Origin of the sequence: Saccharomonospora azurea NA-128, assembly GCF_000231055.2 — a bacterium.
In the GTDB taxonomy this organism is placed as follows: Bacteria; Actinomycetota; Actinomycetes; order Mycobacteriales; family Pseudonocardiaceae; genus Saccharomonospora; species Saccharomonospora azurea.
Window position 1 is genome coordinate 4,057,129 of the sequence record NZ_CM001466.1, and the last position, 25,205, is coordinate 4,082,333.

A 25,205-nucleotide genomic window follows, 5' to 3' on the forward strand; every position below is an offset into this window, starting at 1 on the left:
GGACGGCCGGGTGCTGCGAGCGGCGTTGCTGCGGGCCGCGCAGCGGCGTGGCCTGCGTCGGTCGAGCGGGCGGGCTCGGCTCGTGGTCGAGGGCGGGACGGTCCGGGGCGTCGTGGTCGACGGCGAGCGGATCGACGCCGACGCCGTGGTCGTCTCGGCCGGAGCCTGGACCCCCGACGTGCTCGCACCGCTGGACGCGGGGGTGGAGATCGCACCGCAACGCGGGCAGATCAGCCACTTCACGCTGCCCGGCACGGACACCACGGCGTGGCCGGTGGTGCTGCCACCGACGGGCCACTACCTGTTGGCCTTCCCCGGCTCCCGGGTCGTGGCGGGCGCCACCCGCGAGACGGGAGCGGGCTTCGACCACCGGGTCACGGTGGAGGGGCAGCGTGAGGTGCTGGACCACGCTCTGCGGGTCGCGCCCGGGCTGGGCACGGCGACGTTGGCCGAGACGCGGGTCGGTTTCCGGCCCGCCACCCCGGACGGTGCCCCGGTCGTCGGCTCGCTCGACGGGCATCCCGAGGTGGTGCTCGCGACCGGGTTCGGGGCCGGGGGACTCACCGTGGCGCCGTTAGCGGGACGGCTCGCGGCGCAGGCGGTGGTGGGTGAGGAGCCGGAGGTACCGCTCGACGAGGTGAGTCCCCAGCGGTTCACGCCTCGGTGACGATCTCCAGCGCGGTCTTTCCCGTCTGCTCGCACCGCAGACCCGCCGCGGCGGCGGCCGCGACGACGTCGTCGACGTCGGCGGGCTCGCTCGCGGTGGTGGCGAGCGCGGCGGCGAGCCTGCCCTTGTGTGCCTTGTTGTGGTGGCTGACCGTCTTTCGCCGACCGTGCGCGTCCTCGGTGACGACGCGCACGGTGATCGCACCGGGAACACGGGCGAGTGCGGCGTAGGGACCCGAGCGCAGGTCCACCACGAGGTCGTCGACCTCCGCCAGCACCGGTTCCAGGACGGGACGCCACACCGAGCGCAGCGAGCCCAGACCGGGCACGGTGGACCCGCCCGACAACCGGTAGGCGGGGATCGCGTCGCCCGCCCGCACCACGCCGAAGAGAGCCGAGGCCACCGCGAGCCGCTCCCGTGCCCGCTCGCGCTGCGCACCGGTGAGCGACGGCGCGTCGAGCGCGTCGTAGAGCACTCCCGTGTACCGGAGCAGGGCCGGGGTCGTCGGTGACGACCACAGGCGCGCGTTGCGCTCCACCTCGCCGACCTGCCGCGGCGACAGATCCAACGCCGACAGGCTGGCGGGCACGTCCTGAGCCAGGTCCACGAGAGCGTCGGCCAGCTTGCGTCTCACCGGGTTCAGCGTCGGAAACGACAGCGCGTCGAGATCGAGGCACCGGCCGTCTCCGCCGTCGGCCTTGGTCTCCGAGGGAGGAAGCAACACGAGCACGGCGGCAGCCTAACGACGGCGGCGAGAGCGACGGGCACGCTGTCCCGCGTCGGTCCCGCGTCGAGGGCAAATCCCGGTTGCGATGGCAGGCGCGGTGCCGACTAGTCTTCGATGCACGCCTTCTCGCGGGCCGACCCGTGCCGAAAACGCCAAGGAGAACACCGTGATCACCAGGATGTCGTCGCTGTTCCTGCGCACCCTGCGTGAGGACCCGGCCGACGCCGAGGTGCCGAGCCACAAGCTGCTGGTCAGGGCCGGATACGTCCGGCGGGTCGCTCCGGGCGGGTTCACCTGGCTGCCACTCGGCCTGGCGGTGCTGCGCAACATCGAGGCGGTCGTCCGCGAGGAGATGAACGCGGTCGGCGCGCAGGAGATCCAGTTCCCGGCGCTGCTGCCGAAGGAGCCCTACGAGCAGACGGGTCGGTGGGAGGAGTACGGCCCCACGCTGTTCCGCCTCGTCGACCGCAAGGGCGCCGACTACCTCCTCGGCCCGACACACGAGGAGCTGTTCGCGCTCACCGTGAAGGGCGAGTACTCCTCGTACAAGGACTTCCCGGTCATCCTGTACCAGATCCAGACCAAGTACCGCGACGAGGCGCGTCCCCGCGCGGGCATCCTGCGCGGCCGCGAGTTCGTCATGAAGGACTCCTACTCCTTCGACCTGGACGACGAGGGGCTGGAGCGCTCCTACCAGCTCCACCGCGACGCGTACCTGAGGATCTTCGACCGCCTGGGGCTCGACTACGTCGTCGTCGCGGCCACGTCCGGTGCGATGGGCGGCTCGGCGTCGGAGGAGTTCCTGGCGGTCTCGCAGACCGGCGAGGACACGTACGTGCGGAGCACCGACTCCGACTTCGCCGCCAACGTCGAGGCCGTGGTCACGCCCGCCCCGCCGGAGCAGTCCGTGGAGGACAAGCCCGCCGCGCAGGTGCACCACACGCCAGGCACGCCCACCATCGAGACGCTGGTGGACTTCCTCAACAAGGCCGACCTGGGTCGCACCTTCACCGCCGCCGACACGCTGAAGAACGTCCTCGTGAAGACGCGGATGCCCGGCGAGAAGGAGTGGAAGCTCCTCGGCGTCGGTGTGCCGGGTGACCGCGAGGTGGACATGAAGCGCCTGGAGGCGTCCCTCGAACCCGCCGAGGTCGCGCTGCTGGAGGAGGCCGACTTCGCGGCCAACCCGTTCCTGGTCAAGGGCTACATCGGTCCCGGCGCGCTGCAGGCCAACGGCGTTCGCTACCTGGTCGACCCGCGCATCGTGAAGGGCACCGCCTGGGTGACGGGTGCGGACAAGGCCGACCACCACGTGGTGGACCTGGTGTGCGGTCGAGACTTCACGCCGGACGGTACGATCGAGGCCGCCGAGGTGCGCGAGGGCGACGCCTCACCCGACGGCAAGGGCACGCTGGTGACCGCGCGCGGCATCGAGATCGGCCACATCTTCCAGCTCGGCCGCAAGTACACCGACGTGTTCGAGGTGGACGCGCTGGGACCCGACTCCAAGCCGATCCGGATCACCATGGGCTCCTACGGCATCGGGGTCTCGCGGCTCGTGGCGGCCATCGCCGAGCAGCACCACGACGAACTCGGCCTGGTGTGGCCTCGCGAGGTGGCTCCCGCCGACGTGCACGTGGTCGTCGCGGGCAAGGACGAGAGCGTCTTCGAGGGCGGCGAGCGACTGGCGACCCAGCTGTCGGAGCGCGGTGTCCGGGTGTTGTTCGACGACCGCAAGGCCACGCCCGGGGTCAAGTTCGCCGACGCGGAGCTGATCGGGGTGCCGACCATCGTGGTCGTCGGCCGGGGCCTGGCCAAGGGCGTCGTCGAGGTCAAGGACCGCGCGACGGGCGAGCGCACCGAGGTCGGCGTCGATTCGGTCGTCGACCACCTGCTGGAGCTCGTCCGCGGGTAGTGTCCCGGCCCTGTGGGGTTTCTTCGCAGGCGCAGGGATCGGCAGGGCGGTTTCCCGGGCTACGAGGACAGGGCGGCGCTGAAGGGATTCGGTGGGTACGAGCCCGCCGAGCCGACACCGCCGACGTTCGGGGTGCCCGAACCGCCCCGTTCACCGGCCTCGCCGGGCCGGAGTCCGCACCCGGAGTCGACGGCGAGCGCGGGTTTCCGGCCACCCGACGACCCGCTGTGGCCCGAGGCGCCGGAGGTGCGCCTGCCCGAGCCGCGGCGTGAGCGGGTGCCGCTCCGCCGGCAGGCCTTCGGCTGCGGGTGCGTGGTCTTGGTGGGGGTGGGTGCCGTCGTCGCCGGTGTCCTGTCGTCCGGCGTGCGCGAGGTTTCGTCCGGCGGTGACCGGGTCGCCGCTCCCGTGGAGCCGATTCCCGAGACGCGCGTGGTGGTGCCCGCGGCGGTGGAGGGCTGGCAGCCCGTGGTGCACAGCGACGGCGCCTACGCCTACGACGTGCCGCCGTCGTGGCAGCCGGAGCCCGGTGCGATCCACGGCTGGGAATCCGAGCCCCGGCTCACGCTCGTGACCAGTGCCTTCGTCGGTGCCGGCTTCTGTGATCTCGACGAGGACGCCGAGCGCGGTGGCAGCGGCGTGACGACGGGTGCCGAGGACGCCGGAGATGCCGCCGAAGCGGCGGTCGAGGCGGTGGAGCGCCTCGCGCACCACGCCTACACGCCCGACGGCGGCGCGGCTCCCGAGGTCGAGGTGATCGAGCAGCGTTCCGTCGAGGTGACGGTCGGGGAACCGGGCAGGGCGGCGGAGCTCGCCGTCGCGGAGGTCACCGTGTCCGATCCCGACGGGCAGTGCCTTCCCGAGAAGGCGCTGGTCGGGGCGCTTGCGCTGGGGTCCGGCGAGTCGACGGTGGTCCTGCTCGCCTACGACGGTCAGGACGGTCCGGAAGCCACGTCCGAAGAGGATCTTGTCACGCTGTTGACGAGTCTGCGCACGGTGCCGGAGGACGAGCAGGAGACGACGGTCGTCACCCCCACCCGCTGACGCCCGGGACGGTTCAGCCCGCCAGGTACGACAGGCGCACGCGGCGCGTGGGGTTGTCGACGTTGGTGTCGACGAGACAGATCGACTGCCAGGTCCCGAGTGCCAGGGCGCCGTCCAGCACGGGCACCGTCGCGTACGGCGGCAGGAACGCCGGCAGGACGTGGTCCCGACCGTGGCCGGGACTGCCGTGCCGGTGGCGCCACCGGTCGTCTCTCGGCAGAAGGTCGTCGAGGGCGGCGAGCAGGTCGTCGTCGCTGCCCGCCCCCGTCTCGATCACGGCGAGCCCCGCGGTCGCGTGGGGAACCCAGACGTGCAGGAGGCCGTCGCGCGCCCCGCCCTCGGTGAGGAAGCGGCGGGCCTCGTCGGTGAGGTCGTGGACCACGGCCGTGGAGCCGGTCTTGACGTCGATCTCCGTCGAGTACATGCCTCAGACGGTAGTCCGTCCCGGTGGTCCTCGGCCGTCTGCGCTATGGCGTGGGTCACGTGCGGTGAATACCGTAGCGAGGAGAGCGGGATCGCCGCCGTCCCCGCCGCGAGGAGGCCGCCAGTGGTCGACACACCGACGTCCGTCCGGATCGGCGTCCCGGCCGAGACCGCGCCGGGGGAACGCAGGGTGGCGCTCGTGCCCACCCATGTCGAGCAGCTGGTGGCGCGGGGGCTTCGGGTGATCTGCGAGCCCGGCGCGGGTCTCGGGGCGTGGTACCGCGACGACGACTACCGCGCCGCGGGCGCCGAACTGGGTGAGCCCTGGGCCGCCGACATCGTCCTCACCGTCACCCCGCCCGGCCCGTCGCAGGTCGAACGGCTCGCCCCGGGCACAGTGCTGATCGGGTTCCTCGCGCCGGCCACCCAGGGCGAGCAGATCCAGGCCCTGCGCAAGGCGGGTGTCCACGCGTTCGCGGTGGAGGCCGTGCCCCGCATCTCCCGGGCACAGAGCATGGACGCGCTGTCGTCGCAGGCCAGCGTCGCCGGGTACCGGGCCGCACTGCTCGCCGCGGAGAAGCTCCCGCGCTTCCTTCCCATGCTCACGACGGCGGCGGGCACGGTGCCTCCCGCCTCGGTGCTCGTCCTCGGCGCCGGGGTCGCGGGGCTTCAGGCGCTGGCCACCGCGAAGCGGCTCGGCGCCAGAACGACCGGGTACGACGTCCGCCCCGAGGTGGCCGACCAGGTGCGGTCCGTGGGGGCGACGTGGCTCGACCTGGGGGTGACCGCGGAGGGCGAAGGCGGCTACGCGCGGGACCTCACGGCCGAGGAGCGGGCGTCGCAGCAACAACGGCTCACCGACGCCGTCTCCGACTACGACGCCGTCATCACCACCGCTGCGGTTCCGGGCGGTCGAGCACCCACCCTGGTGACCGCCGAGGCCGTGCGGGCCATGCGCCCGGGCAGCGTGGTGGTGGATCTGGCGGGGGAGTCGGGCGGCAACTGCGAACTCACCGTTCCCGGGGAGGAGACGGTGGTGCATGACGTGACGATCACGGCTCCGCTCAACCTGCCGTCGGAGTGCGCGGTGCACGCCAGCGACCTCTACTCCCGCAACCTCGTCGAGCTGCTCGGTCTCCTGCTCGACGACGAGGGCCGGCTCTCCCTCGACACCGACGACGAGATCGTCGCGAGCGCCCGTGTCACCGCGAAGGAGCCCGCCAGAGACGAGGAGGACGACTGAATGCTGGTCCAGAACCTGGCGGTGCTCGTGCTCGCGGGCTTCGTCGGCTTCATGGTGATCTCCAAGGTGCCCACGACGTTGCACACGCCGCTGATGTCCGGCACGAACGCGATCCACGGCATCGTGCTGCTCGGTGGCCTCGTCGTGCTCGGGTTGGGCACCGAGGGCGTGTTGAACAAGGTGCTGCTGGTGATCGCGATCGCGTTCGGCACGATCAACATCGTCGGCGGGTTCCTGGTGACCGACCGGATGCTCGGGATGTTCAAGCGCAGACCGGGTGGGCCCGGGGACTCCACTGACTCCACACCGTCGCGGGGAGCCCGCTCATGAGCACGGTCGCCGCCGTCGGCTACGTGATCGCGTTCTCGCTGTTCATCCTCGGACTCATGGGCCTCACGAGTCCGAGGACGGCGGTGCGGGGCAACTGGACCGCCGCGGCCGGGATGGGGGTCGCCATCCTGTCGACGCTGCTGTTGCCGGGCATGGGCAACTGGTGGCTGATCGTCCTCGGACTGGTGCTGGGAACGGTGGTGGGCGTTCCCGCGGCACGGCGAGTGAAGATGACCGCGATGCCGCAGATGGTGGCGCTGTTCAACGGCGTCGGCGGTGGCGCGGTGGCACTCATCGCGTGGGTGGAGTTCCGGGACACGTTCGGCTACCTCGGGCTCCCGCTGTACGTGGCCGTCGCGTCGCTGTTCGCCGCGATCATCGGTTCGGTGTCGTTCTGGGGCTCACTGGTCGCCTTCGGCAAGCTCCAGGCGTGGCTGCCTACGCGTCCGGTCACCATCGGTGTGCTGCACCGGCCGCTCACCCTCGTGGCTCTCGCCGCCGCGGGCGCCTACGCGATCGTGGTGATGACGGGCTCCACGTCGGAGTGGCTGGTCATCGGGGTCCTCGTGGCCTCGGCGTTCTTCGGTGTGCTGATGGTCCTGCCCATCGGCGGCGCCGACATGCCCGTGGTGATCTCGCTGCTCAACGCGGCGACCGGGTTGTCCGCGGCCGCGATGGGCCTGGCGCTCGACAACACCGCCCTGATCGTGGCGGGCATGCTCGTCGGTGCGTCCGGTTCGATCCTGACGAACCTCATGGCCAAGGCGATGAACCGGTCGCTTTTGGTGATCCTCGCGGGCGGGTTCGGCGGGACGGGCGGCCAGGTCACGGGGCGGGTGGACGATCGGCCCGTGCGGTCCACGAGCGCCTCCGACGCCGCCATCCAGCTCGCCTACGCCAACCGCGTCGTCGTGGTGCCCGGATACGGGATGGCCGTCGCCCAGGCCCAGCACGCCGTCCGCGAGATGGCCGATCTCCTGGAGGGCAAGGGCGTCGAGGTGAGCTACGCGGTGCATCCCGTGGCGGGCCGGATGCCCGGCCACATGAACGTCCTGCTCGCCGAGGCGAACGTGCCGTACGAGTCGCTCAAGGACCTCGACGAGAGCAACGCGCTGCTGCCCCAGGCGGACGTGGCTCTGGTGATCGGAGCCAACGACGTCGTCAATCCCGCCGCGCGGACCGACTCCAGCTCGCCGATCTACGGCATGCCCGTCCTCGACGTCGTGTCGAGCCGTTCGGTGATCGTGCTGAAGCGGTCGACGGGCGCGGGCTTCGCGGGCATCGACAACGAGCTGTTCGCCGACCCCAAGACCTCCATGCTCTTCGGCGATGCGAAGTCGTCGGTGTCCGAGGTGGTCTCCGAGCTGAAGGACCTCTAGGTCAGTTCTCCGGCGCGGAGAAGCGCACCTCGGGGATGGCGGGCGACCGAGTCGACGCGCGTGCCGCCGCGGCCGGGTCCGTGCGCTTGGTGCGCCTCCGGGTGGGGCGGGGTGCCTTGCGTGCCGCCGGTTGCGGCTTCGCGGGAGCGGCGGGCTCGGCGGCCTTGCGCGGCGAGCGCTTGGTCGCGGGCTTGGCTGCGGACTTGGGCCCGGGCTGCGCCACCGGGCGAGCGACCAGGACCGGGTTGCTCACCAGCCGAGGCCGAAGCTTGCGGCCACCCGTGCGGCGTCCGTGACTGACGTAGCGGTCGAGGAGCTCGCGAAGGTGGTCCGCGTGCTCGGCGGTGAGGTCGATCTCGTAGGCGACACCGTCAAGAGCGAACAACACGGTTTCGTGGGCGAGCTCCCCCGTGATGTCGTCCACCGTGTAAATCGCTGTGCTCCTGGCCAAGCGAACCTCCACCAGCCGCGTTGAACACTCTGCGTCGCCAAGGATAGCTGGCCCCCCACGGCCCCGGTTTGCGTAGTGAGCCGCGGTGCGGTGCGCTTCGGAGGTATGGCGATGGACACCGGGGAGAACACCGCGGAGCACACTGCGGAGAACACTGTGGACGAGTTGGGCGAGGACGTCGACGTCGTCGTGATCGGCGCTGGTCCGGTTGGCGAGAACGCCGCCGCGAGGGCGGTGCGCGGGGGGATGCGCACCGTGTTGGTGGAGCACGAGCGGCTCGGAGGCGAGTGCTCGTACTGGGCGTGTGTGCCGAGCAAGGCGCTGTTGCGTCCCGGCAACGCGGCGGCGGCGGCCCGGCGGGTGCCGGGGGTCCGGTGCGACGGTGAACTCGACGAGCACGCGGTGTTCGCGTGGCGGGACAAGCGCGTCTCGCACTGGGACGACGGCGGGCAGGTCGACTGGGCGGAGGGCGCCGGGATCACCGTCGTCCGCGGCCGCGCCCGGCTGTCCGGTCAGCGGGAGGTCACCGTGGACGGTGGTCCCGTGTTGCGCCCCACTCACGCCGTGGTCGTGTGCACCGGCAGCGTCCCGGTGACACCCGACGTGGAGGGCCTCGCCGACGTGCCGGTGTGGACGTCTCGGGACGCCACGTCCGCCTCGGCGGTGCCCGAATCGCTCGCCGTCCTGGGCGGTGGAGTGGTCGGGGTGGAGATGGCGCAGGCCTGGGCGCGCCTGGGGGCGAGCGTGGAGATCATCGCGCGCGGCGAGCGGCTCCTGCCGAGGATGCCCGCGTTCGCGGGCGAGGCGGTGGCCGAGGCGTTGCGGGCCGACGGCGTGCGCGTGCGGCTCGGGGCGAGTGCCCGGCGGGTCTCGGCGGACGGTGGCGGCGTGCGCGTCGATCTGGACGACGGCGAGTCCGTGACCGCGCAACGTCTGCTCGTGGCCACGGGGCGGAAGCCGGCGACCGGCGACCTCGGGCTCGACCGGGTGGGCCTCACCCCGGGACGAGCCCTCACCGTCGACGACACGGGCCTGGTGGCCGACGTCCCCGGCGGGTGGCTGTACGCGGCGGGCGACGTCACGGGCCGGGCCCTGGTGACCCATCAGGGCAAGTACGCCGCCCGCGTGGTCGGCGACGTGGTGGCGGCGCGCGCCCGGGGTGAGGAGGTGCGCGCGGAGGCGTGGAGCCACTACACGGCGACGGCGGACCACCATGCGGTCACGCAGGTGGTGTTCACGGACCCCGAGGTCGCGTCGGTCGGGTTGGTCGAGGCGGACAAGCCCTCGCATCGGGTCGTGGACCGCGACATCGACGTGGCGGGTGCGTCGTTGCACGCCGACGGCTACGAAGGCCGGGTACGGCTGGTCGTGGACTCCGAGCGGCAGGTCGTGGTCGGGGCGACGTTCGTCGGCCAGGACGTCGCCGAGCTGCTGCACGCGGCCACTGTCGCCATCGTCGGCGAGGTCCCGTTGCGCCGCCTCTGGCACGCGGTTCCGGCGTTTCCCACCGTCAGCGAGGTGTGGTTGCGGCTGCTGGAGGACTGCGGCCTCTGAACCGACGTCAGCGCAACGGCAGGTCGAGGGCCGCCTGCGCGACGCGGGAGGTCGAGTCCTCCGCCGGGGTCTCGTCCGCTCCGGCCTCCACCTGCGCGAGCACCGTGCGGACCGTCGCCCCGTCGCGCCGGGTCGTGTACGTGGCGCCTTCGAACGTGGGCACGGAATGAGCCCAACGCCCGGCCTCGGTGGCGATGTCGGTGAGCACACCCGTACCGGGGCCCGCGGCCAGCTCTTCGAACCGATCCGCCACCTCGGCGTCCGGGAACGTGACCGCGCCGACCGAGACGGACACCGTTCGACCGTCCACCGTGGTCGTGAAACTGCCCCGCAGGAGTTCGACGCAGCCGTGGTCGAGCAGGAACGCCTGCACGTCGCCCACCGCGTGGTGCGGTTCGCACCCGGTCGCGGCGTCCTTGGCCACGGGACTGAACGGCACGCCGCCGACGTCGACCGTCGCCACTCCTCCGGCGGATTCCTCGACGGAGGCCGGGGTCGGTGCCTCGCGCGAGCTCACGGTGAGGATCGTGATCGCGACGACCACGACGACCAGCAGGGCGGCGCCGGCGAGGGCGACCCGCCGTCGGGGGGAGTCGCGGTGCTGGTGCTGTGTTGCGGGGGAGGGCGACGCAGGTGGGATACGCACCGACCGTGCTGTCGGTGTGCCCGACGGCGGCGGCGTCGGCAGTTCGCCGGACGTCGGTTGTGTCGCGGCGAACCCCTCGGCCGACAGCGTGGCGTCGTCGAGATCCGTCGCGGTGGGAGCGAGGTCGCGCAGAACGGCTCGGGCCTGCGTCGTCGTCAGTGGACGCGCGGCGGCGGGAAGGGCGTCGGTCGCCTTCATGAACGCCGACGCCGTCGGGTAGAGGATGCGCACCGGTCCGGCGAGGTCGTCGGGCGGTTGTTCGACGGTCTCGACGTAGGGGCCGACCGCGATCACGACACCGACGGGGACCGTGGAGTCCACGGCGTGGATGCGGTCGGCGAAGCGTCCGGCGAGGGCGAGCGCGGCCAGACCCGGGTTGACGGTGGGGCGGGCGCTCGCGTCGCCACCTCCGTCGCCGTCCTGCCCGGGACGGACCAGCGGCCACCCGTCGGCCTTCCATTCCTGATGCAGGGGCGCGGTGAGGGTCATGGCGGGATCGGGCAGGTCGACCCCGACCACCACGAACACGCCTCGCGGCAACACGAGCACGGCGTCGACCTCGAGGTCCGACTCCGGTGGCGTCACCCCCAGCACCGCGACACCGCCCACGACGTTGCCACCCCGGCCGAGCGAGGTGAGCGCTGCGCGGATGTCGTCGGCGACCCGGGTGGGCCTCGCCGGGAACCGGACGACTCGCACGTGACCCTCCCTGACGCCTCGCTCGCTAAGCTTTATAGCGGACCCGTCACGCCCGTGCTGGGTGGCGTGCGCGCAATGTGACCGGCGTGGTGACGGCGATCACCGGAATGGCGGCTACCCGTTCGTTTTTCTTGCGGCTATTGCTTGGTGTGGACACGCGCGGTCTCTGCTGTCGGTAGAGCCCGAAAGCCCTGGAATGAGCACTCTGTCCAGTGGGACGGCTCAGTGGTGTGATTTCAGGGGCTTGTGTGGCCAAATGGGTGAGTCGCGTGCAGAATAACGAGGGAGTCGCCGCGGGTTGATTAATCCGCTTCACCGACGAGGTCGTAGGGGAAGACGCCCCTCGTCGAGTAGCGGAGGTAAGCAGTGAGCACTCGTGGCGTGGTGTACGTCCACTCGTCGCCGTCTGCGGTTTGCCCGCACGTCGAGTGGGCGATTTCCGGCGCGCTGGGAAGCCGGGTGGATTTGCGGTGGACTGCGCAGCCCGCCGCACCCGGACAACTGCGCGCGGAATGTGATTGGCGCGCGCCCGCCGGGACCGGTGGCAAGCTCGCCACCGCCCTCAAGGCGTGGCCCATGGTGCGCTTCGAGATCACGGAGGAGCCGAGCCCCGGCGTGGACGGGCAGCGGTTCTGCTACGCGCCCGGCCTCGGACTGTGGCACGCCCGCACGAGCGCCAACGGTGACATCGTGGTGGGGGAGGACCGGTTGCGGAGCCTGGTGTCCAAGAACCGGGCCGGTGAGCAGCTCGCCCACGAGCTGGACAAGATGCTGGGGTCGAGCTGGGACGAGGCACTCGAACCGTTCCGCCACGCGGGCGACGGTGCGCCGGTGACCTGGCTGCACCAGGTGGGTTGAACGGGACACGACGAAGGCCACCTCGATCGGCGTCGAGGTGGCCTTCGTCGTCTGCGATCGTGCGCGCTACGCCTTCGTGAACAGCAGGGCGGTGTTGTGACCGCCGAAGCCGAACGAGTTGCTGACGGCAGCCCCGAGATCGATCTTGCGCGGCTCACCGGACACGACGTCCAGCTCGACCTTCGGGTCCAGGTTCTCCAGGTTCAGCGTCGCGGGAACGATGCCGTGGTAGATCGACAGGATCGTCGCGATGCCCTCCACGGCGCCCGCACCGCCGACCAGGTGACCGAGTGCACCCTTCGGCGCCGTCACCACCGCGTGATCACCGATGGCCTTGCGGATCGCCGCGGCCTCACCGACGTCACCGACGACGGTGGACGTCGCGTGGGCGTTCACGTGGCCCACGTCCGAGGCCGACACACCCGCCATGCGCATGGCCTGCTGCATCGCGGCGATCTGGCCGATGCCCTCGGGGTGGTTCCCGGTGATGTGGTAGGCGTCCGACGTGAGGCCGTAGCCCCCCAGTCGTGCGTACACGCGGGCGCCCCGCGCGGCCGCCCGGTCGGCGCGTTCGAGCACCACCACGCCCGCGCCCTCACCGAGGACGAAGCCGTCGCGATCGGCGTCGAACGGCCGGGACGCGCTCTCGGGCTCGTCGTTGCGGGTGGACACGGTGCGGGCCTGCGCGAACCCGGCGATGGTGATCGGGGCGATGCAGGCCTCCGCACCACCCGCGACCACGACGTCGGCCCGACCGGACTGGATCATCTGGATCCCGTTCGCGATCCCCTCGGCGCCCGACGCGCACGCCGAGGCCGGGGAGTGCACCCCCGCCCGAGCCTTCAGATCGATCCCCACGTGCGCTGCCGGTCCGTTCGGCATCAGCATCGGCACCGTCAACGGCGACACCTTGCGGATGCCGTGCTGCTCCAGGAGGTCGTCCTGGTTGAGCAGCGTGACCGGGCCGCCGATTCCCGTGCCGATCGAGACGCCGAGCCGCTCGGGCTCGACGTCCTGCGACTCGTCGGTGGGCGGCTCGAAGCCGGCGTCCGCCCATGCCTCCCGTGCCGCGAGCAGTGCGACCTGCTCGCAACGGTCGAGCCTGCGGGCCTGCACGCGCGGGATCTTCTCCGTCGGCTCCTCGGCGAGCACGGCGCCGATCCTCACCGGAAGGTCGATCTCCCCGAGCCAGTCGGCGTCGAGCGCGCGGACGCCACTGCGGCCCGCGAGCAGGCCGTCCCAGGTCGAGGGGACGTCCGCACCCAGCGGTGTGGTGGCACCGAGCCCGGTGATCACGACGTCGATATTGCTCATTGGTGTCTCCCCGAGGTGTGTTGCGAGAAGCTCTACTTCGCGTTGGCCGCGACGTAGTCCACGGCGTCACCGACCGTCTTCAGGTTGGCCAGCTCGTCGTCCGGGATCTTCACGCCGAACTTGTCCTCGGCCTGCACGGCGATCTCGACCATGGACAGCGAGTCGATGTCGAGGTCGTCGACGAAGGACTTCTCCGCGCTGACGTCGTCGGCCGACACACCGGCGACCTCCTCGACGATCTCGCCGAGGCCGGCCAGGATCTCGTTCTTGTCTGCCACTGGGCTTCCTTTCTCGGTTTTGCTATTCGGGTCGCGACGGGTCTTGTGCCGTCGGCGTCTGTGGTGGCGCGGTGTCAGGGACAGATGAGCACTTGCCCCGCGTAGGACAGGCCTGCGCCGAATCCGACGGTCAGGACGACGTCGCCGGGCTTCACGGTGCCTGCGGCACGCATGTGGTCGAGCGCCATCGGGATGGACGCCGACGACGTGTTGCCCGAGTAACGGATGTCGTCGGCCACCACCATGTCGTCGCGGGCACCCTTGGCGCGCAGCCGCTTGGCGATGGCCTCGACGATGCGCAGGTTCGCCTGGTGCGGAATGAGCACGTCGATGTCCGAGAGTTCCAGCCCCGCCAGCTCCACGGCCCGCATCGCCACCGGCGCGATCTGCGTCGTGGCCCAGCGGAACACCGGCTGCCCTTCCTGGAAGATGTAGCGGTTGTCCCGCATGTAGATCACGTCCACCAGGTCGCCGGCGCTGCCCCACGCCACCGGGCCGATGCCCGGCTCGTCGGACGGGCCCACCAGGGCCGCGCCCGCGCCGTCGGCGAAGATGATCGCCGTGGACCGGTCGGTGGGGTCGACGACGTCGGTGAGCTTCTCCGCGCCGATGACGAGTACCTTCTTCGCGGACCCGGCGCGGACCAGGTCCGAGGCCACACCGAGGCCGTAGCAGAAGCCGGCGCACGCGGCGTTGAGGTCGAACGCGCCCGCGGCCTTCACGCCGATCCGGTCGGCGACCTGGGCGGCGGCGTTGGGGATCGGTGCGGGCATCGTGCAGTTCGGCACGATCACCGTGTCGACCTCGGACGGCGCGACACCCGCGTCGGCAAGCGCCTTCGCGCCCGCGGTGACGGCCATGTCGACCAGCCGTTCGTCCTCACCGGCGAACCGGCGCTCGATGATGCCGACGCGGTCGCGGATCCACTGGTCGCTGGTGTCCATGTGCTGCGACAGCTCGTCGTTGGTGACGACCCGGTCGGGCTGCGTGCTGCCGACACCCAGCACACGGCTGGCCTTCGCGCCCTGCGCGAGGGTGAGCGTCGGTCGAGTCATGCCAGCTCCTCCAGGTGCGCGGGGGTCTTCACGGCGAACGGGGTGGTGACGGTGCCCTTGAGCTCGCGCTTCACCAGCCCGGTCAACGTCCCCGCCGGGGGCAGCTCGACGGTCCGGTCGACGCCCAGCTCGGCCAACTCTCGCATCGTCAGGTCCCACCGCACCGGGCGGGTCACCTGGGAGACGAGCCTGTCGAGGTACTGCGCGCCGCTCGTGACCACGCGGCCGTCGGCGTTCGACAACAGCGGCCGCGTCGGGTCGGAGGGCGTGAGTTTGCCGGCGTGGGCGCGCAGGGCCTCCTCGGCCGCGGCCATGTACCTGGTGTGGAAGGCGCCCGCGACCTTGAGGCGCCGCACCTTGGTACCGGCCAGGGGTTCCGCCACGATCCGCTCGATCGCGTCGGTCGAACCCGAGGCCACGATCTGTCCGGCGCCGTTGCGGTTGGCGGCTTCCAGGTCGTGCTCGTGCAGCCAGGCCACCACCTCGTCGGGGTCGCCGAGCATCACGGCCGCCATGCTCGTCGGCTCGGCGGCGCACGCGGCGGCCATCTCGGCGCCGCGAACGGCCGCCAGCGCGACGGCGTCTCCGGCGGGCAGGACTCCGGCGATCGCGGCGGCGGCCAGCTCACCCACGGAGTGGCCCCCGACCGGACCGTCGGACGGCACGGTCGACGGAAGGTACTCGTAGGCGAGCAGCGACGTCGCGACGATGAGTGGCTGGGCGACCGCCGTGTCCTGGATCTCCTCGGCAGAGGCCTCGGTGCCGAGTCTGACGAGGTCGAGGTTGCTGGTCTCCGACCACTGCGCGAGGCGGTCGCGCGCTCCGGCGAGTTCGAGCCAGGGAGTGAGCATGCCGGGTTGCTGAGAACCCTGTCCGGGGCAGAGGAGAGCGGAGGTCACATCTGTAGGGAACACGGAACGTGGTGTGCGGGGGCATGCCTCCCAGTCACCAAGTACTTCGAATCACGTTGTGGAATCCCTACAAACAGCGACCGGATTCGGTGTGATGCGGGCGACGTTGTGCCGCCCCTCACTGTCGTGCTGGAGCCGTGGTCACCAGAGACCGCGTGAGCGGGCCAGGCGGCCCACGGTCAGGGCCGTCCGCAACACGAGCGCGTCCCGCGGATCGGCGGCGTTGCGGCCGGTGAGTTCGGTCGCCTTCTTCAGCCGGTAGCGCACCGTGTTGGGATGCACGAACAACTGGCGGGCGCACGTTTCGAGCACACCGCCGGTCTCCAGGTAGGTCTCGATGGTCTCCAGCAGCGCGGGCCCGGCGTTCTCCAGGGGGCGCGCGATCTCGTCCATCAGCACGCGTTCGGCCTCGGCGTCGCCCGCGAGTGCTCGTTCGGGCAGGAGGTCGATGGACCGCGTGGGACGGGGTGCGGAGGGCCAGCCGACCACGGCCCGCAGTCCCGACAGTGCCTCGGCCGCGCTGCGGTGGGCCTCGGCGAGGCTGCTCACCGTGGGACCCGCGACGACCGGTCCCTCGGCGAACGCCGTGGACAGGACGGGCAGGACGTCCTCCGCCTTCGCGGTACCCGTCGTGGGGCCCGCGACCACCACGACCAGGCGCGAGCCCTGCACGCCGAGCAGCACGGGCCTGCCCACGCGGGCGGCCTTGCTGCGCACCTCGAAGACGACCGAGGGCGGATCGTCGGACGGCGGATTGCCCACGAGGACGGTGGCGTCGGCGGCCGGGTCCCACCCCAGTGCGGCGGCCCGGGACAGGACCGACTCCTCCGCGTCACCCCGAACGACGCCGTCGACCACGAGGGCTTCGAGTCGCGCGTCCCACGCGCCCCGAGCCTCGGCCGCCGCGGCGTAGGAGTTGGCCGCGGCGAACGCGATCTCCCGCCCGTACCGCAGGATGCCCTCGGTCAACACGGCTCGCTCGGCCGCGTCCGCCGCGAAGCGGGGGAGCTGCTCCTCGAAGACGTCGAGTGCGAGGCGCACGAGCTCCACCGTCTGACGGAGGCTGACCCAGCGGGACAGCTCCCTCGGCGCCGAACGGAACGCCTCGGTGGTGAGCTTGAGGGCCTCCTGCGAGTCGCGCATCCAGCGCACGAATCCGGCGGCACCGGCCTGGGTGATGAGCAGGACGCTGGCGCGTTGGTCGGCGGGCAGTCGGCCGAACCAGGACAGGCGTTCCTCGATGGCGGCGACGCTGGCCTTGGCGAGCCGCCCGGACGCCCGTTCGAGCGCGCGCAGCGTGGCTTCGGACAGCCCGTGCCGAGGCAGCGCGGGTTCGTGGTCGGACAGAGCCGGAGACGGTTCAGTGGACATGCTGGTGCCGAATCCTACGCGGGACGTCTCGGACGCTGGGGTCGCACGGTCCGGCAGCGTCGCCACCGCGAGGGCTGAAACGAGATCGCCCGACGCGCCGTGTTCCGTCGCGTCGGGCGATCTCACTTCCCCGGTCCCCACCGGTGTCCCCACTATGAAGTGCGAGATCACGACCCGCCACCGGACTCACCCGATCGTGAGTACCGGCGACAGGTCGCTCTCCGGTCCACAGAGGACATTCCTGGACATCCATGGACACCGATGGACACCGAACGGACTACGTCACGCCACGCCGGAGTCCGACGTCTGCGGGCCCGCGGCCATGACGTCGTGGATCTGGTACTTCCGGGCGGCCTCCACGACCCGGTCCTGCGGCACCTCGCCACCGCGGGCGAGCATCGCGAGCACACCGACCGTGATCGACTCCGCGTCGACGAGGAAGTGGCGACGGGCCGCGGGACGCGTGTCGGAGAACCCGAACCCGTCCGTACCCAGCGTGAGCATGTCGGTGGGCACCCACGGGCGGATCAGGTCCGGCACCGCGCGCATCCAGTCCGACACCGCCACGACCGGTCCCTCGGCGTCCGACAACGCCTCGGTGACGTACGGCGTCCGCGGCGCGTCGGCGGGGTGGAGGAAGTTGTCGCGGTCGACCTCCACGGCCTCCCGGCGCAGCTCCGACCACGAGGTCGCCGACCACACGTCGGCGCGGACGCCCCACTCCTCGGCGAGGATCGTCTGCGCGCGCAGCGCCTCGGGCATCAGGACACCCGACACCAGGATCTGCGCCTTCGGGCCGGAGCCCTCCGGGGCGGACCGGTAGTGGTAGAGGCCCTTGAGCAGTCCCTCCACGTCCAGGCTCTCCGGCTCCGCCGGCTGCTGGTAGGGCTCGTTGTAGACGGTGATGTAGTACATGACGTTCTCACCGTTGCCGTCCGGGCCCGTCTCGCCGTACATGCGGCGGAGACCGTCGCGCACGATGTGGGCGATCTCGAACGACCACGCCGGGTCGTAGGCCACCACGGCGGGGTTCGTCGCGGCCAGCAGCTGCGAGTGCCCGTCGGCGTGCTGGAGCCCCTCGCCGGTCAGCGTGGTACGCCCCGCCGTCGCGCCCAGCACGAACCCGCGCGTCATCTGGTCGGCCGCCGCGTACAGGCCGTCACCGGTGCGCTGGAACCCGAACATCGAGTAGAAGATGTAGATCGGGATCATCGGCTCGCCGTGCGTGGAGTACGACGTGCCCACGGCGGTGAACGACGCGGTGGAGCCCGCCTCGTTGATGCCCTCGTGCAGCAGCTGGCCCTGCTCGGACTCCTTGTAGGCGAGCATGAGCTGGGCGTCGACGGACGTGTAGTTCTGCCCCTGCGGGTTGTAGATCTTCGCCGTCGGGAACATCGAGTCGAGCCCGAAGGTCCGCGCCTCGTCCGGGATGATCGGCACCAGGCGGTGGCCGATCTCCGGGTCCTTGGCCAGCTCACGCACCAGCCGGACGAACGCCATCGTGGTGGCGACTTCCTGCTTGCCCGAACCCTTGCGGATGGCCTCGTACACCTTGTCGCCGGGCAGCACCAGCGGCTTGGCGGTGGACCGGCGTTCCGGCAGGTAGCCGCCGAGGGCCTGCCTGCGGCCCTTCATGTACTGGATCTCCGCCGAGTCGTCGCCGGGGTGGTAATACGGCGGCAGCGTCGGGTCGCGCTCGAGCTCCTCGTCGCTGATCGGGATGCGCTGGGCGTCCCGGAACAGCTTGAGGTCGTCGAGCGTGAGCTTCTTCATCTGGTGGGTGGCGTTGCGGCCCTCGAAGGCCGGACCGAGGCCGTAGCCCTTGATGGTGTGGGCGAGGATCACGGTCGGCTGGCCGTGGTGCTCCATCGCGGCCTTGTACGCCGCGTACACCTTGCGATAGTCGTGCCCACCGCGCTTGAGGTTCCAGATCTGCTCGTCGGTGAGGTCCTTCACCAGGTCCTTCGTGCGCGGGTCGCGTCCGAAGAAATGCTCCCGCACGTAGGCGCCGTCGTTGGCCTTGTACGTCTGGTAGTCGCCGTCCGGCGTCTGGTTCATCAGGTTGACGAGCGCGCCGTCGCGGTCGGCGTGCAGCAACGCGTCCCACTCGCGGCCCCAGATCACCTTGATGACGTTCCAGCCCGCGCCGCGGAAGTAGGCCTCGAGCTCCTGGATGATCTTGCCGTTGCCGCGGACCGGGCCGTCGAGGCGCTGCAGGTTGCAGTTGATGACGAAGGTGAGGTTGTCGAGCCCCTCGCCGGCGGCCACGTGGATGAGGCCGCGGGACTCCGGCTCGTCCATCTCGCCGTCGCCCAGGAACGCCCAGACGTGCTGGTTGCTCGTGTCCTTGATGCCGCGCGCGTGCAGGTAGCGGTTGAACCGTGCCTGGTAGATCGCGTTCATCGGGCCGAGGCCCATCGACACGGTGGGGTACTCCCAGAAGTCCGGCATCAGCCGCGGGTGCGGGTAGGACGGCAGGCCGCCGCCCTCACCGGCGTGGGAGTGCTCCTGACGGAACCCGTCGAGCTGCTCGGCGGTGAGCCTGCCCTCCAGGAAAGCCCGGGCGTAGATGCCGGGGGAGGCGTGGCCCTGGATGAAGATCTGGTCGCCACCTCCCGAGTGGTCCTTGCCTCGGAAGAAGTGGTTGAAGCCCACCTCGTAGAGCGCCGCGGACGACGCGTAGGTGGAGATGTGACCGCCGACGCCGACGCCCGGCCGCTGCGCACGGTGCACCATGATCGCGGCGTTCCAGCGGATGAACGCGCGGTAGCGGCGTTCGATTTCCTCGTCGCCGGGGAACCACGGCTCGTTCTCCGTGGGGATGGTGTTGACGTAGTCCGTGGTCGTCAGCGGAGGCACGCCCACGTTGCGCTCACGGGCACGCTCCAGCATCCTGAGCATCAGGTACCTCGCGCGCTGTTGACCGCCCCTCGCCATAGCGGCGTCGAAGGAGTCGAGCCATTCGGCCGTCTCCTCCGGGTCGATGTCGGGCAAGTGCGCCGCCAGTCCGTCGCGGATGACGCGGACACGCGCCGGTGCTCCCTGGCCGGAGGCGCCTGTGGCGCCGCGCCCGGCCTCGTCGTTCTGGGGGGCCAAGGGATCTCCTCGCCGAAGTTCGGGTTGTTCGTTCTTTGTTAAACATCGTGACTGTGGACACGGCGTTCGTCAGCCACTACTGTTCGGTAACATTGAGCTGTTCGTAACACCGTGTCGAGTTGTGGCGATCCTGCGCGGAAACACCGTATGGACCGCGCCTCCCACCCTAGTTCAGGTGGCCGGAAACGGGACTGTCTGGATTCAGAAGACGGTGCCCGCGTCGCTCGTCACGCCGTGACATATCGTTCACCCCCCGGCCCGACAGGTGTGGCCTCCGGTGTGGACGGTTGCGCTCCGGGCCGTTGCGGTGTTCGCTATGCCCATCCGTGTACGCAGTGCGGTCGGTCGCGAAGAGTGAGCGACCTTGAACGGACCGTACGTTCCCTATTGGAGGAGTGAGAAGTCGTGGTCGCCGCGGGAGACGCTGACCAGAACAGCGTCGCCGACAAGCTCGGGATCAAGCCGGACATGGTGGTCCAGGAGCTGGGCTGGGACGAAGACGTCGATGAGGAGGTCCGTGCCGCCGTCGAGGCTCACATCGGTGGCGAGCTGCTCGACGAGGACGCCGACGAAGTCATCGACGTGGTGCTGCTCTGGTGGCGCGACGGCGACGGAGACCTCGGAGACGCGCTCGTGGACGCTCGGGCCCCGCTCGACGAGAACGGCGTCGTGTGGGTGCTGACCCCGAAGACCGGTCAGCCCGGGCACGTCGAGCCCAGTGAGATCGCTGAAGCGGTGCCCACGGTCGGGATGTCGCAGACCTCCAACCTCAGCCTCGGTTCCGGTTGGACCGCCACGCGGCTCGTGCCGAGGTCCACCTCACGGCGCTGAGCCCGGCCCATCCGCTCGTCCCCGCGCCGCGATAGGGTTCACCCCGGCACTCGCGTCGGCGGAGTCGACGGATGCGCGCCGTAATGTCGGACAAGCGAAAGGTTGTCGCCCATGGCCGTCGAGGTCGGTTCCCAGGCTCCGGACTTCACGCTCAACGACTACAACAAGCAGCAGGTGACGCTGTCGTCGTTCCGCGGCGACAAGCCGGTGCTGCTCGTCTTCTACCCGTTCGCTTTCAGCGGCGTGTGCCAGGGCGAGCTGTGCCAGCTCCGGGACGAGTACGACCAGTACCCCGGCGTTCAGGTGCTCGGCGTCTCGGTGGACACGCCGTTCGCCCTGAAGGCGTGGGCCGAGCAGCAGAACTACCAGTTCCCGCTGCTGTCGGACTTCTGGCCGCACGGTGAGGTCGCGAAGGCGTACGGTGTGTTCAACGAGCAGGCCGGCCTGGCGCTGCGCGGTACCTTCCTGATCGACACCGAGGGTGTCGTCCGGTTCGCCGAGGTGAACCAGCCGGGTGAGGCGCGCGACCAGGAAGCGTGGAAGAAGGCGATCGCCGAGCTCGGCTGACGGTCGGGCGGATCGCACCCACTCTGACGAAGGCTCCCGGCAGGTCTGCCGGGAGCTCTTCGGGCGCATAGCTCAGCGGGAGAGCACCTGCCTTACAAGCAGGGGGTCGCAGGTTCGAACCCTGCTGCGCCCACCACCACACCACCTCCACACGCGTGTCCGCGCTCCACGCACGCGTGTTCGCACGTCGGGTACGGCGCCGCTGGGCCGTACTACGTCCACGCGCACCGTTCACGGAGAGCCTGAACGCCGTCGCCGGTGAGTTCGTCGCAGTACGACGCCCGCCCGGCCAGTGCCATGACGAGCGCCAGCGTCCGGCCCGCGACGACGGGGCCCGATCCGGCGACGAACGGCCCGTCCGTCGCCTCCAGCCGCAACCCGGCCGCTCGTTTCCCCGACGGCAGGACGAGGTTGGAACCCTGGTCGCTTCGTCGAGCTCGGCAAGGTCGGTGGCCAGTGCGGCCCGTTCGGCGTGGACGAGCGGCCACAGTGCGCGCGGTGTCCGTGGGGTGTCGGTCACGGGGATCCCTTCCTGGTTCGGAGCGAGACCGTAACCAGGGGCTCCGACAGCGCGAGCCCGGCGAGCACGGCACACGCGCGGAGGTTGCGTTGTCGTCGCCGTTCGTGTCGAGTTCGTGACATGGCGGTATGTGCGATCGAGACCCGAGGCTCTATCCTCGTCGCCGAGATGTGACGTCAACCGTGAAGGCTGCTGTGCACACTGTCGGCGACGCGGCAGACGAGTCCGCCCACGAACGCGGGCCCGTCCGGCCGTACCTTGACGATCTTCCCCTGGAGCTGTGGGACTCGGACGCGACGACCGAGGCCAGACCCGGCTCCCGGCGGAGATCGTGGTGGCGTGCGGTTCTGCCCGTCGCCCTGGCCGTCGTGCTCGTCGGCGTGCTGGTGGCCGTGCTGCCGTCCTTGGACGAGCACAACGTGGGCAGCGGAAGCGCGCAGGAGGCCCCCGACGCGGTGCCGTCGCTCGCCTCGATCGGCGACAACCGGCTGCTCCGCAACGGGACCGTGCTGGCCGACGTGCACTGTGACCTGCCCGCGCTCGGCAGCGCGCCGGAGCGGCTGCAGCGCTTCTACACGGCCGAGCTGCGCTGCCTCGAACGCGCCTGGAAGCCCGTGTTGGCCGAGGCGGGCGTCGAGTTCGCCGGAGTGGACGTCAGCATCACCGACGACCCGACCACCGCGTGTGGCGCGTTACCGCCGGCCGACGAAGCCACCGGGTTGTACTGCGCGCAGGACGCCACGATCTATCTGCCGCGCCAACGCACCCTGGAGGCCTTCGGGCTCACCGAGCAGGCGCACCTCGCCACGCTGGCCCACGAGTACGGCCACCACATCCAGCACCTCAGCGGGATCCTCGCCGACGCCAACGGCCAGCTGAGCCGTTACCCGGCGGGCAGTGCGGCGGATCGCGAACTGGGCAGGCGGGTCGAGTTGCAGGCGAACTGCTTCGCCGGTGTGTTCCTCGCGAGCGCGGCGGGCCGGGGCTCGATCTCGGAGGAGCTCGGCGACGCCGCGGTGGACGACTTCCGCAACTGGGTGGACAGCGAGACCCACGGTGCGAGCGCCACGCAACGGACCTGGGCGGCGCGGGGATTCCGCCACGGCGACGTGGGGCACTGCAACACGTGGCACGCGCCGAGCGAGGACGTCGCGTAGCCGGTCACGGCAGGACAGGCAGCGGCCAGGTCCGGCCGGTGGCGCTGTCGATGAGCGCGGCGCTCGTGACCCGCACCGTCAGCGGCAGGATCTCGTACACCAACGACGCGACCGCGGGCAGTTCCCGCGTCGCCGACCTGGTGGCGACCGAGGAGTGCGGGAGCCAGCGGTCGAGGGCGTAGTGGCGGTGGACGCGGGCGCCGGTGCCGCTCACGGCTCGCACCACGGCCTGCTGGCGGGTGAGCAGATCGGCGGCCGGGGCCGGGACGAGTGAGACGCGGCCCCGCCGGAACGCCGCAAGCGCATCGAAGGTGATCTCGAACGGGCCGTGGTCGGGCAACGCCGCGACCGCCGCGTGCACGGCGTCGACGTCCCAGTCGAGCAGGACCACGTACGACAGGTGCGGGTGATGTCGGCCGTGGGTGTGGGTCGCCAGCGTCGCGATGCCCGCCGCCTCCAGCCGTGACCACAGATCGCGCAGCGCCCGTGCCGAGCGCGTATCGAACAGCAGGCAGACGCCCAACGCCACGTCGACGACCCTAGGACGACCTGGGATCGCTCGCCGTTTCGGTGTCCCCCACTCGGGTATTCGCGGGGTGAGCGGCGCCCGTCACATCCGAGGCTTGTCACACCCGAGGAGGCCGTCATGACCCAGGACACCCGAGCTCGCCCGCGTCGACGAGGGTTCCAGCCCGTTCAGGCGTTGGCCGGGCTGATCGGGCTCGTCTACCTCGCGCTCGGCATCATCGGACTCTTCATCACGGGATTCGGCGGGTTCGGGGACGCCGTCCACAGCACCCTGTGGGTGTTCTCGATCAACCCGCTGCACAACGTCTTCAACATCGTCATCGGTGTGCTCGGCGTGCTGATGGCGTTCAGTTCGGGCGCCGCTCGCACCTATGGCTGGTTGCTGCTCGTGGTCTTCGGCGTGCTGCTGTTGTGGGGGCTCGCGATCACCGGCGTGTTCGCCGAGAACCCGGTGGGCGGTCTGGGCAACCCGTTCGCGCTCAACGCCGCGGACAACTGGCTGCATCTCGGGACGGCTCTGCTGGGCCTCGTGCTCGCGGTGATGCCGGCCCGCAAGAAGGTCACCGGGCTGCCCGGGGCGGGACAGGAACCGATGGCCGGGTCGATGCGGGGTTCGGTGGACGAGGGCGCCAGCCGTGCCGGTGCCCGGGACACGGGCACCCGTCACGCACCCGGGCGACGCATCTGGCGTCGCGGCGCGGCGCACTGACACCGGAAGGGACCTGGGCCGGGCACCGGTCTCGGACCCACACCCCGGGTCGCGTCCCGGCGACGCGACCCGGGCTCACTGCGCCGGTACGACGTGGGCGAGCACGCAGGTGATGTTGTCCGGTCCGCCGCCCTCGTTGGCGAGGTCGATGAGCGCCTGCACGGCGTCCTCCAGGGTGGTCTCCTTGCTCGTGACCCCCAGGAGCACCTGCTGGATCCTGTCGGCCTTCACGACGTCGGTGAGCCCGTCGGAGCAGAGCAGGTACACGTCGTCGACCTCGGCGGTCTCCAGCGAGATGTCCGGCTCGGCGGGCACACCCGCGAGCAGTGCTCGCACCAGCACCGACCGGCTCGGGTGGCGTTCGGCCAGCTCGGGTGTGAGGCGACCCTGGTCGACGAGCGCCTGCACCATGGTGTGGTCGCGGGTGAGCTGGGTCAGCACGTCGCCGCGGAGCCGGTAGCAGCGCGAGTCGCCGATGTGCCCCAGCGCGAACTGCGGGCAGTTCCACAGCATCGCGGTGACCGTGGTGCCCATGCCGGTGAGCTCGGGGTCGTCGGCGACGCGGTTCTCGAGGCGGGTGGCGGCGGCGCGGATCGCACCGGCCAGGTCCTCGCCGAGGTCGACGTCGTCCAGGTTCCGGTCCACGAGCCGCGTGTCGAGTTCTTCGAGTGCGGCGACCGCCTCGGCGCTGGCGACCTCACCTGCGGCGTGCCCACCCATCCCGTCGGCGACAGCGAGGAGCCGCGCGGTCGCGTAGGAGGAGTCCTCGTTTCCGCCGCGGTGTTGCCCGACGTCGGAGCCGGCGGCGTAGCGGAGGGTGAGGGCCTGGTCGTGTGTCATGAGTGCAGTGAACCATTGCTCGGTGAGCAGCGAGGCATAACAGTACGCCAACCGGTTTCGATTTGCCGAACCGGCACACCACGGGACGCCGTGCG

At 70.9% G+C, this 25,205-nt stretch carries 25 protein-coding genes and 1 tRNA gene; 13 read left to right on the top strand and 13 right to left on the bottom strand.

All coding sequences use genetic code 11. From position 1 onward, the window contains the following. Nucleotides 1–667 (top strand): NAD(P)/FAD-dependent oxidoreductase (locus SACAZDRAFT_RS23905; RefSeq protein ID WP_005444236.1); only part of this gene is annotated, 667 nt, incomplete at its 5' end. On the opposite strand, the gene yaaA is transcribed toward SACAZDRAFT_RS23905, so the two are convergent. After that, nucleotides 654–1,397 carry a peroxide stress protein YaaA gene (yaaA, locus tag SACAZDRAFT_RS18745; RefSeq protein WP_005444237.1) on the bottom strand — a complete coding sequence of 248 codons (744 nt, stop codon included), beginning with the start codon at nucleotides 1,395–1,397 and terminating at the stop codon, nucleotides 654–656. The two genes, SACAZDRAFT_RS23905 and yaaA, sit on opposite strands and share 14 nt — an antisense overlap. A gap of 163 nt (nucleotides 1,398–1,560) precedes the next feature. Between yaaA and SACAZDRAFT_RS18750 the strand changes: the two genes are divergently transcribed. Together SACAZDRAFT_RS18750 and SACAZDRAFT_RS18755 are read left to right on the top strand one after the other, a co-directional pair. Beyond that, nucleotides 1,561–3,309, top strand: coding sequence for a proline--tRNA ligase (locus SACAZDRAFT_RS18750; RefSeq protein WP_005444238.1), 1,749 nt, complete (start codon nucleotides 1,561–1,563; stop codon nucleotides 3,307–3,309). A gap of 12 nt (nucleotides 3,310–3,321) precedes the next feature. Next, entirely contained in the window at nucleotides 3,322–4,350 is a 1,029-nt protein-coding gene (locus tag SACAZDRAFT_RS18755) for a hypothetical protein (protein WP_005444239.1), read from the top strand. Nucleotides 4,351–4,363: 13 nt separating this feature from the next. On the opposite strand, the gene SACAZDRAFT_RS18760 is transcribed toward SACAZDRAFT_RS18755, so the two are convergent. Further along, nucleotides 4,364–4,774, bottom strand: a complete 411-nt coding sequence (locus SACAZDRAFT_RS18760) for a secondary thiamine-phosphate synthase enzyme YjbQ (RefSeq protein ID WP_005444240.1) — start codon at nucleotides 4,772–4,774, stop codon at nucleotides 4,364–4,366. A 123-nt stretch (nucleotides 4,775–4,897) separates the two neighbouring features. Between SACAZDRAFT_RS18760 and SACAZDRAFT_RS18765 the strand changes: the two genes are divergently transcribed. The 3 genes from SACAZDRAFT_RS18765 to SACAZDRAFT_RS18775 are packed head-to-tail and all read left to right on the top strand — an operon-like array spanning nucleotide 4,898 to nucleotide 7,725. Beyond that, on the top strand, nucleotides 4,898–6,016 hold the full coding sequence (locus tag SACAZDRAFT_RS18765) for an NAD(P) transhydrogenase subunit alpha (RefSeq protein WP_005444241.1): 1,119 nt from the start codon (nucleotides 4,898–4,900) through the stop codon (nucleotides 6,014–6,016). Then, nucleotides 6,017–6,346 (top strand): NAD(P) transhydrogenase subunit alpha, encoded by a 330-nt coding sequence (locus SACAZDRAFT_RS18770; protein WP_005444242.1) that lies wholly within the window; start codon nucleotides 6,017–6,019, stop codon nucleotides 6,344–6,346. It abuts the gene before it with no gap. Continuing rightward, nucleotides 6,343–7,725 carry an NAD(P)(+) transhydrogenase (Re/Si-specific) subunit beta gene (locus tag SACAZDRAFT_RS18775; RefSeq protein WP_005444243.1) on the top strand — a complete coding sequence of 461 codons (1,383 nt, stop codon included), beginning with the start codon at nucleotides 6,343–6,345 and terminating at the stop codon, nucleotides 7,723–7,725. Before SACAZDRAFT_RS18770 ends, SACAZDRAFT_RS18775 begins: the two co-directional genes overlap by 4 nt. Nucleotide 7,726: 1 nt before the next feature. On the opposite strand, the gene SACAZDRAFT_RS18780 is transcribed toward SACAZDRAFT_RS18775, so the two are convergent. Beyond that, on the bottom strand, nucleotides 7,727–8,176 hold the full coding sequence (locus SACAZDRAFT_RS18780; protein WP_005444245.1) for a histone-like nucleoid-structuring protein Lsr2: 450 nt from the start codon (nucleotides 8,174–8,176) through the stop codon (nucleotides 7,727–7,729). Nucleotides 8,177–8,287: 111 nt separating this feature from the next. On the opposite strand from SACAZDRAFT_RS18780, the gene SACAZDRAFT_RS18785 reads away from it, so the two are divergent. After that, complete coding sequence (locus tag SACAZDRAFT_RS18785) at nucleotides 8,288–9,730, top strand: dihydrolipoyl dehydrogenase family protein (protein ID WP_005444246.1); 1,443 nt, start codon at nucleotides 8,288–8,290, stop codon at nucleotides 9,728–9,730. A 7-nt stretch (nucleotides 9,731–9,737) separates the two neighbouring features. Here SACAZDRAFT_RS18785 and SACAZDRAFT_RS18790 read toward each other — a convergent pair whose 3' ends face one another. Next, nucleotides 9,738–11,075, bottom strand: coding sequence for a hypothetical protein (locus tag SACAZDRAFT_RS18790; protein WP_005444247.1), 1,338 nt, complete (start codon nucleotides 11,073–11,075; stop codon nucleotides 9,738–9,740). 366 nt (nucleotides 11,076–11,441) lie between these two features. Between SACAZDRAFT_RS18790 and SACAZDRAFT_RS18795 the strand changes: the two genes are divergently transcribed. Continuing rightward, nucleotides 11,442–11,933: a DUF3145 domain-containing protein gene (locus SACAZDRAFT_RS18795; RefSeq protein ID WP_005444248.1), complete on the top strand. Its 492-nt coding sequence runs from the start codon at nucleotides 11,442–11,444 to the stop codon at nucleotides 11,931–11,933. Nucleotides 11,934–11,999: 66 nt separating this feature from the next. Here SACAZDRAFT_RS18795 and SACAZDRAFT_RS18800 read toward each other — a convergent pair whose 3' ends face one another. The 6 genes from SACAZDRAFT_RS18800 to aceE all read right to left on the bottom strand — a co-directional run bounded on the left by SACAZDRAFT_RS18800 (nucleotide 12,000) and on the right by aceE (nucleotide 19,958). Next, nucleotides 12,000–13,247 carry a beta-ketoacyl-[acyl-carrier-protein] synthase family protein gene (locus SACAZDRAFT_RS18800; protein WP_005444250.1) on the bottom strand — a complete coding sequence of 416 codons (1,248 nt, stop codon included), beginning with the start codon at nucleotides 13,245–13,247 and terminating at the stop codon, nucleotides 12,000–12,002. 32 nt (nucleotides 13,248–13,279) lie between these two features. Then, nucleotides 13,280–13,525, bottom strand: a complete 246-nt coding sequence (locus SACAZDRAFT_RS18805; protein WP_005444251.1) for an acyl carrier protein — start codon at nucleotides 13,523–13,525, stop codon at nucleotides 13,280–13,282. 74 nt (nucleotides 13,526–13,599) lie between these two features. Next, nucleotides 13,600–14,580 (bottom strand): beta-ketoacyl-ACP synthase III, encoded by a 981-nt coding sequence (locus tag SACAZDRAFT_RS18810; RefSeq protein ID WP_005444253.1) that lies wholly within the window; start codon nucleotides 14,578–14,580, stop codon nucleotides 13,600–13,602. Further along, nucleotides 14,577–15,431 carry an ACP S-malonyltransferase gene (locus SACAZDRAFT_RS18815; RefSeq protein WP_005444254.1) on the bottom strand — a complete coding sequence of 285 codons (855 nt, stop codon included), beginning with the start codon at nucleotides 15,429–15,431 and terminating at the stop codon, nucleotides 14,577–14,579. Before SACAZDRAFT_RS18815 ends, SACAZDRAFT_RS18810 begins: the two co-directional genes overlap by 4 nt. A 201-nt stretch (nucleotides 15,432–15,632) precedes the next feature. Then, a complete protein-coding gene (locus SACAZDRAFT_RS18820) occupies nucleotides 15,633–16,862 on the bottom strand; it encodes a PucR family transcriptional regulator (RefSeq protein ID WP_040927816.1) in 1,230 nt (409 codons plus the stop codon). A gap of 282 nt (nucleotides 16,863–17,144) precedes the next feature. Next, nucleotides 17,145–19,958, bottom strand: a complete 2,814-nt coding sequence (aceE, locus tag SACAZDRAFT_RS18825; protein WP_005444256.1) for a pyruvate dehydrogenase (acetyl-transferring), homodimeric type — start codon at nucleotides 19,956–19,958, stop codon at nucleotides 17,145–17,147. 405 nt (nucleotides 19,959–20,363) lie between these two features. On the opposite strand from aceE, the gene SACAZDRAFT_RS18830 reads away from it, so the two are divergent. The 3 genes from SACAZDRAFT_RS18830 (at nucleotide 20,364) to SACAZDRAFT_RS18840 (ending at nucleotide 21,492) form a co-directional block, all read left to right on the top strand. Further along, nucleotides 20,364–20,789, top strand: coding sequence for a DUF3052 domain-containing protein (locus SACAZDRAFT_RS18830; protein ID WP_005444257.1), 426 nt, complete (start codon nucleotides 20,364–20,366; stop codon nucleotides 20,787–20,789). 111 nt (nucleotides 20,790–20,900) lie between these two features. After that, nucleotides 20,901–21,356, top strand: a complete 456-nt coding sequence (locus tag SACAZDRAFT_RS18835; protein WP_005444258.1) for a peroxiredoxin — start codon at nucleotides 20,901–20,903, stop codon at nucleotides 21,354–21,356. Nucleotides 21,357–21,417: 61 nt separating this feature from the next. Continuing rightward, nucleotides 21,418–21,492 (top strand) — tRNA-Val (locus SACAZDRAFT_RS18840). Nucleotides 21,493–21,568: 76 nt separating this feature from the next. Here SACAZDRAFT_RS18840 and SACAZDRAFT_RS23450 read toward each other — a convergent pair. Then, nucleotides 21,569–21,733 carry a hypothetical protein gene (locus tag SACAZDRAFT_RS23450; protein WP_198283877.1) on the bottom strand — a complete coding sequence of 55 codons (165 nt, stop codon included), beginning with the start codon at nucleotides 21,731–21,733 and terminating at the stop codon, nucleotides 21,569–21,571. Nucleotides 21,734–22,070: 337 nt separating this feature from the next. Here SACAZDRAFT_RS23450 and SACAZDRAFT_RS18845 point away from each other — a divergent pair, with 337 nt between their 5' ends. Then, nucleotides 22,071–23,033, top strand: coding sequence for a neutral zinc metallopeptidase (locus SACAZDRAFT_RS18845; RefSeq protein WP_005444260.1), 963 nt, complete (start codon nucleotides 22,071–22,073; stop codon nucleotides 23,031–23,033). A gap of 4 nt (nucleotides 23,034–23,037) precedes the next feature. Here the strand turns inward: SACAZDRAFT_RS18845 and SACAZDRAFT_RS18850 are convergent, their stop codons facing one another. After that, complete coding sequence (locus tag SACAZDRAFT_RS18850; RefSeq protein WP_005444261.1) at nucleotides 23,038–23,562, bottom strand: 2'-5' RNA ligase family protein; 525 nt, start codon at nucleotides 23,560–23,562, stop codon at nucleotides 23,038–23,040. Nucleotides 23,563–23,679: 117 nt separating this feature from the next. Here SACAZDRAFT_RS18850 and SACAZDRAFT_RS18855 point away from each other — a divergent pair, with 117 nt between their 5' ends. Then, nucleotides 23,680–24,270: a DUF4383 domain-containing protein gene (locus tag SACAZDRAFT_RS18855; RefSeq protein ID WP_005444262.1), complete on the top strand. Its 591-nt coding sequence runs from the start codon at nucleotides 23,680–23,682 to the stop codon at nucleotides 24,268–24,270. 75 nt (nucleotides 24,271–24,345) lie between these two features. Here the strand turns inward: SACAZDRAFT_RS18855 and SACAZDRAFT_RS18860 are convergent, their stop codons facing one another. Further along, a complete protein-coding gene (locus SACAZDRAFT_RS18860; protein ID WP_005444263.1) occupies nucleotides 24,346–25,110 on the bottom strand; it encodes a PP2C family protein-serine/threonine phosphatase in 765 nt (254 codons plus the stop codon). Nucleotides 25,111–25,205: the final 95 nt, after the last annotated feature.

What these genes read in the sequence shown, in the direction of transcription:
- SACAZDRAFT_RS18800 (WP_005444250.1), bottom strand. Translation starts at nt 13,247, where the DNA reads ATGAGCAATATCGACGTCGTGATCACCGGGCTCGGTGCCACCACACCG.
- SACAZDRAFT_RS18760 (WP_005444240.1), bottom strand. Translation starts at nt 4,774, where the DNA reads ATGTACTCGACGGAGATCGACGTCAAGACCGGCTCCACGGCCGTGGTC.
- SACAZDRAFT_RS18810 (WP_005444253.1), bottom strand. Translation starts at nt 14,580, where the DNA reads ATGACTCGACCGACGCTCACCCTCGCGCAGGGCGCGAAGGCCAGCCGT.
- SACAZDRAFT_RS18770 (WP_005444242.1), top strand. Translation starts at nt 6,017, where the DNA reads ATGCTGGTCCAGAACCTGGCGGTGCTCGTGCTCGCGGGCTTCGTCGGC.
- SACAZDRAFT_RS18855 (WP_005444262.1), top strand. Translation starts at nt 23,680, where the DNA reads ATGACCCAGGACACCCGAGCTCGCCCGCGTCGACGAGGGTTCCAGCCC.
- SACAZDRAFT_RS18835 (WP_005444258.1), top strand. Translation starts at nt 20,901, where the DNA reads ATGGCCGTCGAGGTCGGTTCCCAGGCTCCGGACTTCACGCTCAACGAC.
- SACAZDRAFT_RS18815 (WP_005444254.1), bottom strand. Translation starts at nt 15,431, where the DNA reads ATGCTCACTCCCTGGCTCGAACTCGCCGGAGCGCGCGACCGCCTCGCG.
- SACAZDRAFT_RS18785 (WP_005444246.1), top strand. Translation starts at nt 8,288, where the DNA reads ATGGACACCGGGGAGAACACCGCGGAGCACACTGCGGAGAACACTGTG.
- SACAZDRAFT_RS18820 (WP_040927816.1), bottom strand. Translation starts at nt 16,862, where the DNA reads ATGTCCACTGAACCGTCTCCGGCTCTGTCCGACCACGAACCCGCGCTG.
- SACAZDRAFT_RS18775 (WP_005444243.1), top strand. Translation starts at nt 6,343, where the DNA reads ATGAGCACGGTCGCCGCCGTCGGCTACGTGATCGCGTTCTCGCTGTTC.
- SACAZDRAFT_RS18860 (WP_005444263.1), bottom strand. Translation starts at nt 25,110, where the DNA reads ATGACACACGACCAGGCCCTCACCCTCCGCTACGCCGCCGGCTCCGAC.